Source organism: Pelobium manganitolerans, assembly GCF_003609575.1.
GTDB classification, from domain to species: Bacteria; Bacteroidota; Bacteroidia; order Sphingobacteriales; family Sphingobacteriaceae; genus Pseudopedobacter; species Pseudopedobacter manganitolerans.
The window spans coordinates 90,425-107,535 of sequence record NZ_MBTA01000027.1; the positions used below are offsets into that span (position 1 = coordinate 90,425).

The 17,111-nt window shown below is 40.0% G+C and carries 17 protein-coding genes; 12 read left to right on the forward strand and 5 right to left on the reverse strand.

From position 1 onward, the window contains the following. Positions 1-74: 74 nt before the first annotated feature. The 4 genes from BCY91_RS13780 to ubiE form a co-directional block, all read right to left on the reverse strand. Positions 75-521 carry a GatB/YqeY domain-containing protein gene (locus tag BCY91_RS13780; RefSeq protein WP_120182628.1) on the reverse strand — a complete coding sequence of 149 codons (447 nt, stop codon included), beginning with the start codon at positions 519-521 and terminating at the stop codon, positions 75-77. Between the two features lie 202 nt (positions 522-723). Continuing rightward, entirely contained in the window at positions 724-1,497 is a 774-nt protein-coding gene (locus BCY91_RS13785; RefSeq protein ID WP_394341558.1) for an SDR family NAD(P)-dependent oxidoreductase, read from the reverse strand. Positions 1,498-1,646: 149 nt separating this feature from the next. After that, positions 1,647-2,408, reverse strand: coding sequence for a type IX secretion/gliding motility protein PorT/SprT (porT, locus tag BCY91_RS13790; RefSeq protein WP_120182629.1), 762 nt, complete (start codon positions 2,406-2,408; stop codon positions 1,647-1,649). Then, complete coding sequence (gene ubiE, locus BCY91_RS13795; protein ID WP_120182630.1) at positions 2,405-3,139, reverse strand: bifunctional demethylmenaquinone methyltransferase/2-methoxy-6-polyprenyl-1,4-benzoquinol methylase UbiE; 735 nt, start codon at positions 3,137-3,139, stop codon at positions 2,405-2,407. The genes porT and ubiE overlap by 4 nt, the downstream gene beginning before the upstream one ends. Positions 3,140-3,332: 193 nt before the next feature. Here ubiE and BCY91_RS13800 point away from each other — a divergent pair, with 193 nt between their 5' ends. From BCY91_RS13800 to BCY91_RS13855, 12 genes are all read left to right on the forward strand, one after another. Continuing rightward, positions 3,333-4,796 (forward strand): ATP-binding response regulator, encoded by a 1,464-nt coding sequence (locus tag BCY91_RS13800; RefSeq protein ID WP_120182631.1) that lies wholly within the window; start codon positions 3,333-3,335, stop codon positions 4,794-4,796. A gap of 15 nt (positions 4,797-4,811) precedes the next feature. After that, positions 4,812-8,375, forward strand: coding sequence for a response regulator (locus BCY91_RS13805; protein ID WP_120182632.1), 3,564 nt, complete (start codon positions 4,812-4,814; stop codon positions 8,373-8,375). Between the two features lie 9 nt (positions 8,376-8,384). Next, positions 8,385-8,747, forward strand: a complete 363-nt coding sequence (locus tag BCY91_RS13810) for a response regulator (protein WP_120182633.1) — start codon at positions 8,385-8,387, stop codon at positions 8,745-8,747. A 3-nt stretch (positions 8,748-8,750) separates the two neighbouring features. Further along, a complete protein-coding gene (locus BCY91_RS13815; RefSeq protein ID WP_120182634.1) occupies positions 8,751-9,575 on the forward strand; it encodes a CheR family methyltransferase in 825 nt (274 codons plus the stop codon). Next, the gene (locus BCY91_RS13820) at positions 9,557-10,132 is read left to right on the forward strand and encodes a chemotaxis protein CheB (protein ID WP_120182635.1); all 576 of its coding nucleotides are present in this window, start codon (positions 9,557-9,559) and stop codon (positions 10,130-10,132) included. The genes BCY91_RS13815 and BCY91_RS13820 overlap by 19 nt, the downstream gene beginning before the upstream one ends. A 19-nt stretch (positions 10,133-10,151) precedes the next feature. Continuing rightward, positions 10,152-10,508 carry a response regulator gene (locus tag BCY91_RS13825; protein ID WP_120182636.1) on the forward strand — a complete coding sequence of 119 codons (357 nt, stop codon included), beginning with the start codon at positions 10,152-10,154 and terminating at the stop codon, positions 10,506-10,508. A 150-nt stretch (positions 10,509-10,658) separates the two neighbouring features. Continuing rightward, complete coding sequence (locus tag BCY91_RS13830; RefSeq protein ID WP_120182637.1) at positions 10,659-12,290, forward strand: sensor histidine kinase; 1,632 nt, start codon at positions 10,659-10,661, stop codon at positions 12,288-12,290. Between the two features lie 81 nt (positions 12,291-12,371). Then, positions 12,372-13,127: an SGNH/GDSL hydrolase family protein gene (locus BCY91_RS13835; protein WP_120182638.1), complete on the forward strand. Its 756-nt coding sequence runs from the start codon at positions 12,372-12,374 to the stop codon at positions 13,125-13,127. Positions 13,128-13,137: 10 nt separating this feature from the next. Then, complete coding sequence (locus BCY91_RS13840) at positions 13,138-13,713, forward strand: MarC family protein (protein WP_120182639.1); 576 nt, start codon at positions 13,138-13,140, stop codon at positions 13,711-13,713. A 78-nt stretch (positions 13,714-13,791) separates the two neighbouring features. Continuing rightward, positions 13,792-14,469 (forward strand): DUF3291 domain-containing protein, encoded by a 678-nt coding sequence (locus tag BCY91_RS13845; protein ID WP_120182640.1) that lies wholly within the window; start codon positions 13,792-13,794, stop codon positions 14,467-14,469. Between the two features lie 33 nt (positions 14,470-14,502). Further along, complete coding sequence (locus BCY91_RS13850) at positions 14,503-14,748, forward strand: hypothetical protein (protein ID WP_120182641.1); 246 nt, start codon at positions 14,503-14,505, stop codon at positions 14,746-14,748. Between the two features lie 462 nt (positions 14,749-15,210). Continuing rightward, positions 15,211-15,798 (forward strand): histidine phosphatase family protein, encoded by a 588-nt coding sequence (locus tag BCY91_RS13855; RefSeq protein WP_120182642.1) that lies wholly within the window; start codon positions 15,211-15,213, stop codon positions 15,796-15,798. Between the two features lie 20 nt (positions 15,799-15,818). On the opposite strand, the gene BCY91_RS13860 is transcribed toward BCY91_RS13855, so the two are convergent. Next, positions 15,819-17,108 carry a nicotinamide mononucleotide adenylyltransferase gene (locus tag BCY91_RS13860; protein WP_120182643.1) on the reverse strand — a complete coding sequence of 430 codons (1,290 nt, stop codon included), beginning with the start codon at positions 17,106-17,108 and terminating at the stop codon, positions 15,819-15,821. Positions 17,109-17,111 lie beyond the last annotated feature (3 nt).

Here is a 17,111-nt window from a genome sequence, read left to right on the forward strand (position 1 = left end):
AATAGTCTGTTTTTAAAATGAGTATAAAAACACTTATAAAATGCAAAAAATAGGCGCTACGGCAATTACTTGCATTAGGCAAGCAAGCTTTTTACAGTTGCAGAAATTGCCTTGCCATCGGCTTTTCCGGCAAGTTCTTTATTGGCAACGCCCATCAATTTACCCATATCTTTTACGCTGCTTACCTGCAAGCGCGCTATCAGGTCCTTAATGTACGCATCTAATTCTTCTTGCGATAATTGTTTAGGCAAATATTTTTCGATAACAGCTATTTCTTCCACCTCAATTTGGTATAAATCTTCGCGGTTTTGACTTTTGTAAATATCTGCCGACTCTTTCCTTTGTTTAACCAGCTTCTGCAAAACCTTGATTTCTGCATCTTGGTTAATTTCCTGTGACGCTCCTTTTTCTGTTTTAGCCAGCAGCAAAGCCGATTTTATAGCGCGCAAACCTCTTAATGTAGCTTCGTCTTTAGCCAACATGGCGGCTTTAATATCTTGGTTGATGGTGTTTTCTAGCATTTTTTTTTAGTAGTGAGTAGTGAGTATTAAGATTTGTGTGGCAATTTATCTCGGTAAACTTAGGTTTTTGAATTTTTACTTTTATGATTTCTTATTAGTACTGAGCAGTGAGTATTGAGTATCAAGACAAAAGTATCAAGTATCAAGACCTATTGGGGTCTCTTTTATCTTGGCTAATTTATGGGTTTTTAATTTTTACTTTTTAATTTTTACCTTTTTCCCAATAAAAGGCCGAAGCTTGTGCAGTAGGCATAATCAGTAAATCGTTAATGTTTACATGAGCTGGCCTGCTGGTGATAAAATAAATAGTTTCTGCGATGTCGCTGGCTGTTAAAGGCTGGTAACCTTCATATACTTTTTTAGCGCGCGTTTTATCTCCATGAAAGCGGACTTCAGAAAATTCGGTTTCCACAGCGCCGGGATGTATTACCGATACACGGATGTTATGCTTCAAAAGGTCAATCCGCATAGATTTGCTCAGCGCATCTACCGCATGTTTTGTGGCGCAATAAACGTTGCCTTTGGCATAAACTTCTTTTCCGGCAATAGAACCTAAATTCACAATAAAGCCTTGTTTGCGGTCAACCATCCATCCAGAAATTATTTTAGATACGTAAAGCAAACCTTTAATATTGGTATCAATCATCGTTTCCCAATCGCTTAATTTAGCCTCATCAAAATCATCCATTCCTTGGCTTAAACCGGCGTTGTTAATTAGCACGTCCACGTTTTTCCATTCCGCAGGCAAAGCATTTAAATGCTGTGTTACGGCATTTTTATCTTGTACGTCAAATGTTAATGCGCTTACGCTGATGCCAAACTGCTGTTCTAATTTTTGTTTAAGCGATTGTAGGCGTTCCTCTCTCCTTCCGGTGATGATGAGGTTGAAACCGTTAGAAGCGTAAGTTATAGCGCAAGCCTCGCCAATGCCCGATGTGGCACCGGTAATTAAAGCAAGTTTTGGTATTTGTGGCATGATGTTACTTTTTTGGTCAAAATAATTATAAGAATTGAAAAGCACCGAAAAAATTATCCTTATTGTCCACAGGCACCATTATCAAAACGTTGTAGCTAAGGCAAGAAATGCCGAAGAACGATCAGATAAGTTAGATAAGAAGAGCGTCCTCACTCAAAATAAAGGCTAAAGACGAAATTCCGTAAAAACAGTTTTTCGATAGGGCTGGCATACGGATGGTCTTCGCGCTTGAGTACGCTTTTCACCGAATTGCTCAGTTTAATTTCTGGCGAAAGCTTAAAAAACTCGAAATACAAGTCGAAACCTATCCCCACTTCGTAAGACAAAATGCCTTTATTGTTTTTAAGCTGTTTATTAACCGCAATTTCTCCTACATCATCGGCATTTTTTTTTGCTGCAATATCAATCCCGTATTTGCCGCCTGCCAATAAATACGCTCTAAAATTATTGCGCCTGTCCGATTTTAATTTGATCCCCAAAGGAAACTCGAACATGGTAGACGAAACAACCCTCCGTGTAAACCCTTCGGGCGATGTTAAGCCTTTGCGGTCATGCGAAACACCATCCGTAAACTCGTAATCAATAATTCTGTCGGCAAAAACAAAAACAGGCGTAAACCTCAAATTCACATTCGGCGTAACGTACAAATCAGACACAAAACCAATCCCGAAACCCGGGTTTTGGATAGATCGGATACTTTTTAAACCAGCAGTAACTTGGGCTCCATCTTCAACAAATGGTTTTTCCCAGTCGGCAAAGCGTTGTATTTTATACTCGGAACTTAAATATTGGAAACCAAAGCCAAAGTGCAGGTTATCATTATCCACACCGCCACCATAATTGCCCTGCGCAAATGCAGAGAACGAGCTCAAAAGAACGATTAATGAAAATATTACCCTTTTGTTGGTCATTTAACGCCGGTATAGATCGAACAAATCCCAAACGCTAAGGGGCGGCATTTGGTATTTTTATAACCTACTTTATCCATTAAATCCGTAAAGTTTTTTCCGTCTGGGAAAGCATTTACAGATTCTGGCAAATAGGTGTAAGCGCTGGAATCTTTTGAAAAAACCTTCCCAATGCTAGGCGTAATATAATGAAAGTAAAAGTTATATAGCTGTTTGATAGGAAAAGCCTTAGGTTTAGAAAATTCCAATATCACCGCTTTACCGCCGGGCTTTAAAACCCTTAACATATCAGCAATTCCCTTCTCTAAATTTTCAAAATTACGCACGCCGTAGGCCACAGTAATGGCGTCAAAACTATCGTTATCAAACAGCAAACGTTCAGAGTCGCCCAATCTTACTTCAAAACAATCTTCTTTTTTCCGTTTTTTAATCTTCTCTTTAGCAACAGCCAGCATCCCCTCAGAAATATCCACACCTATAATTTTTTTTGGCTTCAGTATTTCCAAAGCTTCAAAAGCAAAATCGCCGGTACCGGTGGCCACGTCTAAAATTGTTTGCGGGCGATCTTTTAAAAGTTCTTTTATCGCTAGTTTACGCCAGATAATATCTATCCCTAAAGACATAAAATGATTTAAAAAATCATAAGTCTTTGAAATATTATTAAACATGGTGGCCACCTGCTCTTTTTTTGCGGCCTGTTGGTTTTTATAGGGGGTAACGTTTTCCGGATTCATTTGCGCAAAGATAGGCTTTAGTATGAAGTATCAAGCAGTAAGTATTAAGTAATGAGTAGTGAGTAGTGAGTAGTACTGCGGTAAAACACCAATTATGAAATATCAGCCAATTTTACTTTTTTTGGTTTAATTATTGTTGCAACACTTTATTTATCAAAAAACGATTGGTGGTTGGATTTACTTTACATTGTAGATGATTTTAATAGTTGATGACAAGCAAGAGAACATTTATTCTCTCAAAAAACTGTTAGAATCTAAAGGTTTTGCTGTCGATACCGCGCTTTCTGGAGAAGAAGGTTTAAAAAAAGTTCTTAATACAGATTATGCACTCATTATTTTAGATGTGCAAATGCCAGTAATGGACGGTTTTGAGGTTGCCGAAACTTTAAGCGGCTTCAACAAAACAAAAGATATTCCTATCATTTTTCTTTCTGCGGTAAATACCAACAATAAATTCATCAATAAAGGTTACGAATCTGGCGGGATAGATTATGTAGTAAAGCCTTTTGACCCCGAAATACTGCTTTTAAAAGTAAATACCTTTGTTAAGCTTTACCAGCAAACTAAAGAACTACAAACCGCACAGCAGGCTTTACGCGCCGAAATTGATATCCGGAAAAGGGTACAATCGGAGCTTAAAGAACGCGTAGAAGAACTCCAAAACACACTTGAAGTACTGCCCTTAATTGCGTTTACAGCTAATGAAATCGGAGAAATAGAGTTTGTAAACCACAACTGGTTCAAATACGCCAAAAGCGCCGATAAATTTCCAGAAACTTTTGAAAACGAAGTAGATATTGAAAAGGAATGGAAAATTGCTTTTGCCAAGCAAGAAAGCTTAGAGCTAGAAGTTTGCATTAAGGAACTTTACAGCACAAAATACAAGCATCACCTGTTGCGTATTGTCCCCATTTGGGAAAATCAGAAACTGCTTAAATGGATTGGTACTTTTACAGATATTGAAGACCAAAAGCAGATAGAAAAAAAGAAAGACGAATTTTTAAGTATCACCAGCCACGAGTTAAAGACGCCCCTAACCAGTGTTAAAGCGTATATACAGTTGCTTTCGCGCTCTTTAAGGGAACATGAATCAGATCAGATTAAAACCTATATAGAAAAAGCACAACTTCAGGTAGAAAAACTTAATGAGCTGATATCTGACCTATTGGATATTTCTAAAATTGAAAGTGGCGAGCTTAAATTAAATAAAAAGGACTTCGACATTAAACTGATGATCGAGTCTGCGGTAGAAACCATACAACAAACCCATAGCGATTTTGAACTGGAAATCATCGGTAACGAGCAACCTTTAATCGTAAATGCCGATGAAAGCCGTATCGAGCAGGTTTTAATCAACTACCTTACCAACGCTTTAAAATATTCGCCAGACCATAAAAGTTTACGCATCACCAGAAGCGTAGCAGACGGCAACGTGGTGGTAAAAGTTAAAGATTCTGGCATCGGTATTCCGCCAGAAAAGCATAAAAACATCTTCTCCAAGTTTTACCGTGTAGAAGAATCCTCGCTTAAATTTCAAGGTTTGGGCATTGGGCTATATATTTGTGCAGAGATTATTAAGCGCCACAACGGATACGTAGGCGTTGAAAGCGTTTTCGGGGACGGATCTGAGTTCTGTTTCGCTATACCAGTTAAATAAACATTTTTCCTAAACATGGCATCAAAGTTTATCAGAAACTTACAAATCGGTTTTACCGTATCTTTTCTTTTACTCATCCTTAGCTCGGCAGCTTCTTATATTTCTATAGAGCAGCTGTTAACCAATCAGGGCTGGGTAAAACACTCTTTAAAAAATTTAAAAACTTTAGATGACGTTCATCTGAATTTAAAAGACAAGGTAATTGGTATGCGCGGCTTTTTGCTAACGCGGGAAGACGCTTATGTGAAGCCATACTATAACAGCCGGATTAGCAAAGATTCTTTATTGAGCGCCTTAGCGGCCCAAGTAAAAGACAATCCCGTACAAGTAGAAAACACCAAATTGTTAGCTAGCCAGTTTAGCGATTATGACGCTGTTTTAGAAGGGCTAATTACCCAAACAAAGACAAAAACAGAAACCGCTGAGCAGATAGATAACGGCCGCCAGCTGATGGAGCGCATCCAAAGACAAATTGTGCGGATGAAGGACATTGAACGCAAATTACTAGAGCAACGACTTTTAGCAAGCCAAAACTCATCTACGCTTACACCTATTCTGCTAATTGTTTCGGCTATCATTTCCTTAATTATCACCTTGGTTTTTTACATCCGCATCCGCAATGATTTTAACGAGCGCGAAAGGTTAAAACAAAGCTTGCTGAAAAAAGACCAAGAAACCAGCGACGGCATCAAACAGATTGAAGAAATTGCACATCAAATTTCCATTGGCAATTATGCAACCCGGGTAGACCGTAACCCGATTGGTCTGTTAGCCAAACTTTCGGAAAGCCTCAACAACATGGCAGTTTCTTTGGAAACATCATTCACCAGATTAAATGATAACGAATGGTTGCAAAAGGGCCTGGCAGATTTGAACGAAAAGCTAGTAGGTAACAAAACGGTAGATACCGTTTGCGAAGAAGCAATTAACCACCTTATTGGTTATGGCGAATGCGCAAATGGCGCTATTTATCTGTACGAAGACGGTAAACTGATGATGAAGCGCTCTTACGCACGTGAGGGGTTTATGAAACCGTTTTTTGAAGAAGGCGAAGGCCTGGTGGGGCAAGTTTTTAAAGACAAAAAAATGCAGGTGCTAAACAATTTGGACCAAAGCTTTACGGTTAGCACAGGTACCGGCACCATTCAGCTCTCTAACCTTTTATTGTGCCCAATATCCGTTGATAATATTGCCATTGGTGTGGTTGAAGTGGGTAGCCACAGCGCTTTCACAGAAACAGATGCCACATTCCACTCGCGTGTTGCCGAAATTATGGGCATTGCCATCAGTAGCGCGCGCTCTCGCAGGCATATACAAGATTTATTGGAAGAAACGCAGGCACAAACAGAAGAGCTACAGGCACAGCACTCGGAACTGGAGAGCTTAAATACCGAGCTAGAAGCGCAAACACAGAAACTGCAAGCATCTGAAGAAGAGCTAAAGGTGCAACAAGAAGAGCTACTACAGTCCAACAAAGAGCTGGAAGAACGCTCGGCACAGTTAGAAGAAAAAAACTCGGAAATAGTAGAGCGGAATGCGGAAATACAGCGCAAAGCAGAAGAATTAGCTTTAAGCACCAAATATAAATCAGAGTTTTTGGCCAACATGTCGCATGAGTTGCGCACGCCTCTAAATTCGATTCTCCTGCTATCGCGGCTTACTGCAGAAAACCCCGAGGGCAACCTAACGGAAGAACAGATAGAATCGGCAAAAGTGATCCAAAGCTCGGGCAACGGCTTGTTGGCTTTAATTGATGAAATTTTGGATTTGTCTAAAATAGAATCAGGCAAAATGGAAGTTCACATAGAGCCTACGCCGATTAACACCATCACTACAGAGCTTAAAAACCTGTTTACGCCAACCGCAAAAGACAAAAACATAGCTTTTGAGATTAACGTACATACCGAGCGCAAAGAAATTGATACCGATTTTGTACGTTTAGGGCAGATACTGAAAAACCTGCTTTCCAACGCCATCAAATTTACCGAGCATGGCGGCGTAACTTTAGATATCGAAGAAAAAGGCAAACACATCGTATTTAAAGTAACGGATACCGGCATCGGCATAGCCGAGGACAAGCAGCGGATTATTTTTGAAGCATTTCAACAGGCAGACGGCACTACCCGCCGTAAATTTGGCGGCACCGGTTTAGGCTTGTCTATCAGCAGAGAATTGGTAAAATTGCTTGGAGGTACCATCATGGTAGAAAGCAACCCGGGCAAAGGAAGCCGTTTCATTGCTAAATTCCCGCTTAACAAGGCCGATTTGGTTCCGGTGCAAGACCCTCTTCAGTCTATTAACGAAAATGTAGAAAAAGCCGAGCAGGCGGCAACAAACGAGAATTATGTAATAGACGTAATCCCAGAGGATGTAGAAGACGACCGCGCCAATATCAAAGATGGCGACAACGTGATCTTAATTGTTGAAGACGACACCATTTTTGCTAAAACATTGCTCAACTATGCTCGAAAAAGCAATTATAAGGGCATTGTAGCCGTTCGTGGCGATTTGGCTTTGCCGGCTACTTTACAGTTTAAACCAAAAGCTATTTTGTTAGACATTCAATTGCCTATAATGGACGGTTGGATGGTGATGGACCAGCTAAAAAGCCATCCAGAAACTAAACATATACCGGTGCATATCATGTCATCGTTACAAGCTAAAAAAGAAAGCTTGTTAAAAGGCGCGGTAGATTTTATCAACAAACCTTTTGCCATTTCGCAAATGTCTGATGTGTTTAAGAAGATTGAAGATGCACTTAACCGAGGCTCGCGCAAGGTGTTGATTATTGAAGAAAACAATAAACACGCAAATGCCCTCTCCTATTTCTTAGGCAATTTTGACATTCATACAGAAATTAAAAACACCGTGGCCGACAGCGCCGCCGCATTACAGCAAGAAGAAGTAAACTGCGTAATACTGGATATGGGCGTCCCTTACCAAACCGCCTATGAAACTTTAGAGGCTATCAGGCAAAATCCCGGTTTAGAGAATTTGCCCATCATCATCTTCACCGGCAAAAACATTTCCAAGGTAGAGGAAATGAAAATCAAAAAATATGCAGATTCTATCATCATTAAAACTGCACATTCTTACCAAAGGGTATTGGATGAGGTAGGTTTGTTTTTGCATTTGATTGATGAAAGCAAAAATGCCAAAAAAGAAAGCACTATTGTGAAACTGGGCACTCTTACAGAGGTTGTTAAAGACAAAACAGTTTTAATTGCCGATGATGACGTGCGCAACATTTTCTCGCTATCAAAAGCTTTGGAGCAACACGGCATGAAAGTGATCAGCGCGATAGACGGTAAGGAAGCCATTGCCCGCTTGGAAGAAAATCCGCAAGTTGACATTATATTAATGGACATTATGATGCCAGAAATGGACGGTTACGAAACGATCAGCAAAATACGCGAAATCCCAAAATACAAACACCTGCCAATTTTTGCGGTAACAGCAAAAGCGATGACCGGCGACCGGGAAAAGTGCATTAAGGTGGGCGCATCAGACTATATTTCAAAACCGGTTGATGTGGACCAATTGCTATCGCTATTAAGAGTTTGGTTATATAAAGGCTAAAAAATTCTGATGCAGAAAAAAGACATTTTAATCATTGATGATGATTACCGGAACATTTTTGCTTTGCAAATGGTATTAAAAGCAAGGAAACTCAGTTGCCAAACCGCATCAAGTTTTAACGAAGCACAAGAAATTTTGAGCCAGCCCCACAATATTGGCTTGATTTTGATGGATATGATGATGCCCGAAATTGATGGCTACGAAGGTATTAGCATCTTAAAAAAACAAGGATGCGTATTGCCCATTATCGCGATAACAGCGCAAGCCATGAGTGGAGATAAAGAAAAGTGCATAGCCGCCGGGGCAAACGGCTACGTATCCAAACCCGTAAATATTGACCATTTAATGTTTTTTATTGAAAAGTACTTGTAAAGAATGCGCATTTATACGCTTGTTGATGATGATGACCTGGAAACCCTGTTAAATGACGTAGCCAACAAATACGGCTATGACTTTACCGAGTATAGCAAAGCCTCTATGAAACGCAGAGTTAACCGGCTTTGCACGCTAGATAAATTTGCCAGTTTTGCCGAACTGCGTTACCGCGTGTTAAATAACGACAGTTATTTTGCACGTTTTGTAGAAGAAGTTACGGTAAATGTTACCGAAATGTTCCGGGACCAACATTTTTATAAAACCTTGCGGGATGAGATTATCCCACAATTGGGTGTCCACTCGCACATCAAAATTTGGTTGGCGGGCTGTTCAACCGGCGAAGAGGCCTACTCGCTCTCCATATTGTTGCACGAAGCTAATTTGGCGCACAAAGCCATTATTTACGCTACGGATATTAACCCCCGCGTTTTAGAAACTGCCCGCAATGGCATTTACCCCATACATTTAATACGCGGTTATTCGCAAAATTACATCAATAGCGGAGGCATAACAGATTTTAGCGATTATTATACCGCCAATTATGACTATGCACGTTTTGTAGACAAATTGCGCGAGCACATGATTTTTGCTACACACAACCTAGTGTCAGACAGTTCTTTCAATGAGTTTCAGCTGATATTGTGCCGCAATGTTTTAATTTATTTTGATAAAAACCTGCAAGATAAGGTGTTTAACCTTTTCGATGCTAGCCTAGAGAATTTAGGTTATTTAGCTTTAGGCTCAAAAGAAACCATTAAATTTTCGCACCTAGAAAGGCGCTACCAACAAATTGGCAAAGAAAAGATATGGAGGAAAATGAAATGAGGCGAGTAGATCTTGTTGTTATTGGTGGCTCTGCCGGATCGTTTACTGTGCTTTTAGAAATTTTACCAAAAATAAGGACGGATATTGACTTTGCCATTGTAGTAGTACTGCACCGCAAAAACAATTTCACTACCAGCATTGCAGATGTTTTTGACCAAAAATGTGCTTTGCCCGTGCTAGAGTGCGAAGACAAAGACCGTATCGAAAAAGGGAAAATATATTTTGCGCCCGCAGATTATCACCTTTTAATTGAGAAAGATTCCTGTTTTTCGCTCGATTATTCTGAAAAAGTGAACTTCTCACGTCCGGCAATCGACATCACCTTTAAAAATGCAGCAGATGTTTATCAATCTAAACTGGTTGGTATTCTGCTATCTGGCGCAAATGCCGACGGTGCCGAAGGTTTAGCGTACATAAAACAAAAAAGTGGAACAACAATTGTACAAGACCCCGAAAGTGCCGAAATAGCTACAATGCCCAATGAAGCGTTGAAACTGTGCAAGCCTGATTTTATTGCAAACGTCGGCGAAATTGCAGACCTGATTAATCAATTTTAGAATTTAACACGCTCAACTTTTGAAGAAAAAAGTACTCATTTTTGACGATGACGTGAACATCTTAGAATTATGTTCCATCATTTTAACCGAGTGCGGTTACGAAGTTGCCACTTCAGAAACTTCACATGATATTATTGAAAAAGTATCCGAGATGCACCCAGATGCTATCCTGATGGACAACTGGATTCCAGATATCGGCGGTATTGAAGCTACTCAAATGTTAAAACGCGACGAACGTTTTAAAAACATCCCAGTAATCTACTTCTCTGCAAATAACGACATCAAATCTTTGGCAGAAAAAGCAGGTGCAGATGCATATTTAGCAAAACCTTTTGATTTGGATGAACTTGAAAATTTAATAAAGACGCTTATCTAAAGTGACACACGGAAAAGGGCTGTTAAATCCGGATAGTCCTTTTACGTAATTTATACGCAATTTTAATACGTATAATTGCAGAAAAACAACAAATATCTAATTTAGCGCTTAAGAAAAGTTATATTAGACTAATTTTTCACTTCCGCGCAATTGGTACAACCGAAAAATTTTAAAGAGCAAGAGTTAACAGCACAAGACGACTTTACTAAGCAGGCCATGCTGGCCGCCATTGTAGAGTCTTCTGAAGATGCTATTATCAGCAAACGTCTAGATGGGATTATTACCAGCTGGAACCAATCTGCATGTAGGATTTTTGGTTATACAGAAGAAGAAGCTGTAGGACAACCCATTACCATGCTTATTCCTCCCGCACGTTTAAACGAGGAAGATGAGATTATCGCTAGTCTAAAAAAAGGACAAAAAATAGACCACTTCCAAACTGTAAGGCTACATAAAAGCGGCAATCCTGTTGATATATCGCTCACCATATCTCCCATTAAAAACCAACTGGGCGAAATTATAGGAGCATCTAAAATAGCACGCGATATTAGTGAACAGGTGCGGTCCTTGGCCTTAATCCAAAAATATACAGAGAATTTAGAAACGCTTAACCATATCGGGCGCAGCATTTCCGAAAAAATGGACGTTGAAGTGGTGCTCCAAAGGGTTACAGACGCCACAACTAAACTTACGGGCGCAGCTTTTGGCGCCTTCTTTTATAATTCGGTGAACGAAGAAGGAAATGCTTACATGCTTTATACTTTGTCTGGCGCCCCGCGGTCGGCATTTCAGGATTTTCCCATGCCTAGGCACACCTCCGTTTTCTCGGTTTCATTTGACGATAAAGCGGTTTTAAGAGTAGACGATATTACGGCTGACCATCGTTATGGGAAAAGCGCGCCCTATTTTGGAATGCCCAACGGACATTTAGAAGTGCGGAGCTTTTTTTCGGTTCCGGTAATTTCTAATTCGGGCGGTGTAATAGGCTCATTAATTTTTGGACATCCCGATAAAGGCGTGTTTAAAGAAGAACACGAAGCCATTATTTGCAGTGTTGCCTCACAAGCCGCTATTGCGATAGATAATTCTAAACTTTTTGAAGAGGTAAAATCGCTGAGCGCAAAAAAAGATGAGTTTATTGCCTTGGCCAGTCACGAATTAAAAACGCCCCTTACTTCTGTTAAAGGTTATCTGCAACTTTTAGCCAAACGGCAAAGCAATGAAACCGATCTGCGTTTTGTAGAAAAATCATTATCGCAGCTAGAAAAACTGAATCTGCTTATTGATGATATGCTGGACATGTCGCGGATACAGGCAGGTAAGTTGGCTTTTAATTTAGAACACTTTGATCTTAAAGATTTAGTGGCCGATGTAGCAGATACGTTTAGCCACACCACTCCTACCTATAAAATTGATTTGCAACTGCCGTCTCGAGCTGTATTTATTAATGCAGATCATCAACGTTTAGAGCAGGCCATCACTAATTTAGTGGGTAATGCTATTAAATATTCGCCTAAGCAGGACCGCATTGAGGTTAGCCTTACAGCAGATGGCCGTAATGCCAAGTTCTCGGTAAAAGACTATGGTATAGGCTTAAAACCCGAACAGCTGAATCAGTTATTTTCCCGTTTCTACCGCGCAGACGGCATCAAAGGCATTAGTGGTTTGGGCTTGGGCTTGTATCTTACCAAACAAATTATTGAGCGGCACGGGGGCGAAATTAGTGTGGAAAGCGAATTTGGCGCAGGCTCTTGTTTCTCGTTTAGCATCCCTTTACGCTAAACTAGTTGTAGCCAATCCCTATTCGTTGATATTGACATTATTGGGGCTTTTATCTACATTTAAAAACAAAAAAACCAACCAATGATTAAAAGACGAGATTTTTTAAAAAACACTACTTTAACAGCAACATTAGCTTTAAGCATCCCTCAGATTGTAGAAGCCGCCATCCCCGAGTTTACTGCACCGGCAATTAAACTGAACCAAGGAGACGTTATACTTTTTCAGGGGGATTCTATCACAGATGCCGGGCGCAAAAAAGAAAGTAAAACCAGCAACCAGATGGACAACCTAGGTTATGGTTATGCCTTACATGCCGCTGCCGAGCTATTGGTGAGTCAAGCAGCAAAACGTCCGGAAATTTACAACAAAGGCATCAGTGGAAATAAAGTGTACCAATTAGCTAACCGTTGGGACACCGATTGTTTAGAACTAAAACCTTCTGTTTTAAGTATTTTAATTGGCGTGAACGATTATTGGCACAAACACAACGGCAAATATGATGGCACCACTGCTATTTATGAGAAGGATTACCGCGCTTTATTAGAGCGGACAAAAAAAGCGTTGCCAAATGTTAAACTGGTAATTGGCGAACCCTTTGCGGTAAAAGATGTTAAAGCGGTAGATAATTCTTGGTATCCCGAATTTGACGAATACCGCGCAGCAGCAAAAAAAATAGCTAACGAATTTGGAGCTATTTTTATACCTTACCAACAAGTTTTTGATGAGGCACAGAAACACGCGCCCGGAAGTTACTGGACAGGCGACGGCGTACACCCAAGTTTGCCTGGCGCAAAGCTGATGGCAAACGCCTGGCTAAAAGCAACAAAATTGGCATAACAATAACTGTATGGGAGACAAACTGAACGCTAAAGAGATTTTATCCGTTACGATGGTTCTTTTTGCGATCATCGATATCTTGGGTTCAATCCCCATCATTATAGATTTGCGCCGTAAAGCCGGCGGACATATACAATCAGAAAAGGCAACTTTGGTATCGTTGATGCTGATGTTGCTTTTTTTGTTTTTAGGCGAAGGCTTGTTGCAGATTATCGGTCTGGATATTTCTTCTTTCGCTATTGCCGGTTCTATTGTAATCTTCATCATCGCGATGGAAATGGTTCTAGGCATCAATTTTTTTAAAGAAGAAATTCCCGAAACGATATCCATAGTTCCGCTTGCTTTTCCGCTGATAGCAGGTGCCGGCACCATGACTACCCTCCTATCTTTAAAAGCCGAATATGCCACCATCAACATTGTGGCGGGTATTTTTGTTAACCTGGGTTTCGTTTACGCAGTGTTAAAAAACTCGGTATGGATTGAAAAAATACTCGGCCCCGTGGGCTTACAGATTCTGCGCAAAGCTTTTGGGATCATATTGCTGGCCATTGCAATCAAAATGTTTAAAAACAATACCGGCTTGTAGCGCGGTTTTATCCACAATCGGCTTTTTATCCACGTTTAGCTGCCATCCCTATTTATTTCTGGAAATTAGCTTTTAAGAATGCTAGTTTCTCTCACTTTAGTGCGATACCGGACCATTTTTATTCCTTTCGCTTTTTTGGCGATGGCGTTACATCGTATTCCCTTGTTCTTTACAAAAGGCTGCAGTTTCTGGAAATTGCTGGGCTGCGGAAAAAATGGCTCTTTTGATTTAACACCAGATTTAAACCAATGGGGGCTATTAGCGGTTTGGCGAAATGAAGAAAGCTACTGGCGCTTTAAACAGCATTCTGTCATTAGTAAATGGTGGCGATATTTTGGCGTAAAAGAAAGCACGGTATTGCTACAGCCCTTAAGCGCACACGGAAAATGGAGCGGCAAAGAACCTTTTGGCAAACCTAAAAACAAGACGCACCAAGGGCAGATTGCAGTACTTACACGGGCAACCATTCGGTTTAACCGACTTAAAAACTTTTGGAAAAACGTGAGTCCGGTAGCAGAGATTATGCGAAAGCATAAAGGCTTTATCAGTTCCGTAGGTATTGGCGAGGCACCATTTTTTATGCAAGCCACTTTCTCTATTTGGGAATCAACAGAAGATATGGTGCAGTTTGCTTACAAAGATGAAAAACATGCCGAAGTGATAAAACGCACCAGAGATGAAGCTTGGTATGCGGAAGAATTGTTTGCGCGCTTTGCCGTAATTTCTATCAGTGGGGAGCTATTCGGTTCTTCCTAAAACAAACCAATAATTAAGACTTAGTGTAAAACCATGAGAGTAGTAGCAGAATTACCACACCCCGATTGTAAGATCACCATCTTTTCGATGAACAATAAATACATCATCAAATTTGAACAAGGCACGCTTGAGCAAACTTTCAAATTGGCAGAAATGGATGTGTTAAACGGAGTAGATGGCGTGTTTGAAATTTTAGATGAAAGCTTTATTTCGGCAGTGGTGGCCGGTTTTAAAGATATGAGGAAGAATTTTATGGACGCTTATCAAAGATATAATTAAGACTTTAATAAAAGTAACATAATAAACTGTAAATAAGTATTTTAATGTAATAATAAGCTGTTAACAGAATTAAATTTGGTTAAAAATGAAATCAAAATAAGCCTTTTAAAATTAAAATAAATAAATAGTTTAAATAAACATCATATTACATTGACAATCAAAAATGTTTATATACAATCAAAATAATATTTTGAGGCTTATAACCACCGAATAAATGCACAGTGTACTCAAAAAAAAACGGAATAGATAAGGTTTGTTTAGTTGAATTGGGATGTTGAAAAAACACGAAAGGAAACCGCTATTTTAACAAAGGAACTAAAATTTGATTTGGCAGAAGTTATGTGCTAAGTAAAATTTGTAAAGCAGATTTTAAGTTCTTTAAACCTCTCTCCTTTTCAATAAATAACAACGTAAAATCCTATTTTCAGTTGAAGTGCTTAGTGTAAAACATCAATTAAAAAAATGCTAAAAAATCTGTACATTGTAAGCCATACCTCAGTTTATAACCCACACAATTTATGTTATGGCCAATCCGAATTGCCACTGGAAGAAAACTTTACCGGCGACTTCGACTGGATTAAAGAGCGCTTGCCTACTATTAAAAATACGCTGGTTATAAGCAGTCCGTTAAGAAGATGTACCAAATTGGCTACCTACCTAACAAGCGACGAATATGAAACAGATATATTTTTAAGCGACCGGAACTACGGCAATTGGGAGTTGAAAGAATGGGGCGTAATTTCTTCACGTAGCATCGCTTCGCTACAAAAAGATCCTATCAATTACGCAATGCCCAAAGGCGAATCTTTATCTCAAGTAGATATCCGTATAGCTTCGTTTTTACGGAATTTACAGGCCGAAGTTAAATATGAAAGCGCTGTGCTTGTAAGTCATCCCTTGCCCATCCGTTGCCTCTTGGCGCAAATTTTAGGCTTGCCTTTATCCCACATCAACAGCTTAGAAATAAGTTTCGGTAGCATTTCAAAGATAAATTTGGCTTGTAGCCGCATCGAATACCTAAACCTAAATGCCTTAGCTTTTAAAACCTAATGCTATTTTTCAACTATTTCTTACTGGATGTCTTCCATATCTACGATGTATTTGTTTAGCAACAAGAAATCGAACAGCGGTTTTGCTTCCGGAGACACCTCTAGGTTTTTGGTGGTCACCAGCTTTTTGTTTTTGATATCCCGATAAGGAAACACCAACAATTTGGTGTGATTGCTAAACAAATCGCTCACGTAAGCCAAAAGCTCACTGGTATAATCGGCGCCGTAATTTTCGGACAAGAAAATATGTTTAAGGTTGGAGATATTGGTGGTAATGCCCACGCTTGCCGGTTTTGCTTTGCCTAAATATTTAGCAAGTTTATTATTGCGGCTAAAATTGGAGATAATTACGGCATGTCCCATCTCTAAAATTTCATCGGCACGCTTGGCAACACGGCAAACCAGCTCATCATCTGCCGGGATGGTGGCATCCATTAGGTTATTCAATGTTAGCTCGGCCATAGTTAGCAAAGCTTCATCGCCAATATTCATGTGCCGTTTGTAGCAGGCAACAGCATCTGCAAACAAAGCAAAGTCCGGCTTAGTTTTTTGATTAAAACGGGTGCGCAAAATCATGATGTTCTTTTTGTACATCAGATCTTTTGATTGGATAACGCCAATTTTAGGCACAAAAACGGCTGCTGGCGAAAAGCCTTTCTGTATCAAATACAGGTTCACCAACACCTCGCTCAGATTTTCGAAGGCAGGACCTTTTACGCTGATTAAATCTATCTCTACCGATCCGTTGCTAAGGTTGTCTGACAAAGACTCGATCATCAACTGGGGATTGTTGTGGTGGTAAAACGCTGCGTAAACCAAGTTGACACCTAAAATGCCCAAAATATTTTGTTGCAGCGTAGCGTCACTATCTAACAAGCGCACGTGGAAAATAATTTGATTGGCCGGGCCACAGGGTTCTAACTGGAATTTTACGCCAATCCATCCGTGCGGATCATTTGATTTGCTGTAGTTAAGCGTAGTTACCGTGTTTGCAAAAGAGAAAAATTTCCGTTGCTCGTATTTTACGCCACAAAGCCGCTGGCCCAAAAGCTCAAATTCATGGTCGAGCATTTTTTCTAAACGGGATTTAGAAACGTACCTGCCAGAAGGTTCTGCGCCATAAATTTCGTCGCTAAAAGTCATGTCATAGGCCGACATGGTTTTGGCGATAGTTCCCGAGGCTGCGCCTGCCGTGAAAAAGTTGCGCGCTACCTCTTGTCCTGCGCCAATTTCTGCGAAAGTGCCGTAGATATTCTGGTCTAAATTGATGCTTAATGCTTTACGGCGGGTATCTAAAGTTTCTAAAATCATAAT